This is a genomic window from Faecalicatena contorta, from assembly GCF_021531995.1.
GTDB lineage: Bacteria > Bacillota > Clostridia > Lachnospirales > Lachnospiraceae > Dorea_A > Dorea_A contorta_A.
On sequence record NZ_JAFBIZ010000280.1, the window covers coordinates 1 to 723 of the forward strand.

The following is a 723-nucleotide window of genomic DNA, read 5'->3' on the forward strand; positions in this document are numbered from 1 at the left end:
CTCCTGTTCTTTTATTCATATAGTGTTTCAAAACAACAGTTCCGGCAGCAACCAAAATTCTTAATAATAATACCATGATAAATTCTATTGAAAATGGATTGCTCAACTTAGTTCCAAGCAAAGTAGTAGTAACAATACTGAGCAAAGAACCGCTTATTCCTGCTGTCAGATAAGTAGTGAATTTCACTCCACAAGCGCCAAAATACAGGCTCACAATGTCACCTGGCAAAAATCCAACAATTCTGGTAATAAAGCATACAAAAAAAGCATTTTCATTCTGATATCCTGTCAGTTGTTGAACCTTGGGATATCTAGTCCCAATATACTGTATAATATCCTCACCGCTGTATCTTCCGATCCAATAAGGAATCGTAATGGTTGTCGTCAGTCCAACCATACTTACCATCACAGCTATAAATGGTGTAAACAGAACTCCACTGCTCAAATATAAAATCGACAATGGGAACATAATTGTAAGGCTTTTGAGAGCAAAGAACAAAACTAAAACACACGCAGCCAAAATCATATTTTCAGGTGTATACTTCAATATCGTTTCTACAGACAAAGGTTCTTCTGATTTTCTTACAATCACTAAAAGAATCAGTGTCATCAGAATAATTGCTGCTAAAGGAGTGAGTTTCTTTAGCTTCATTTCTGACTTTTTCTCACTCTTTTGTTTTTTTTCTTTGTTTCTGATTTTCGTCCAACTTTTCTCATTCATAA

General features: G+C 35.0%; 1 protein-coding gene. It reads right to left on the reverse strand.

Features of this window, described 5'->3' with window-relative positions; all coding sequences use genetic code 11:
• The coding region (locus JQM82_RS15935) for a TVP38/TMEM64 family protein (RefSeq protein WP_235251399.1) at window positions 1–723 on the reverse strand (723 nt) is incomplete at both ends.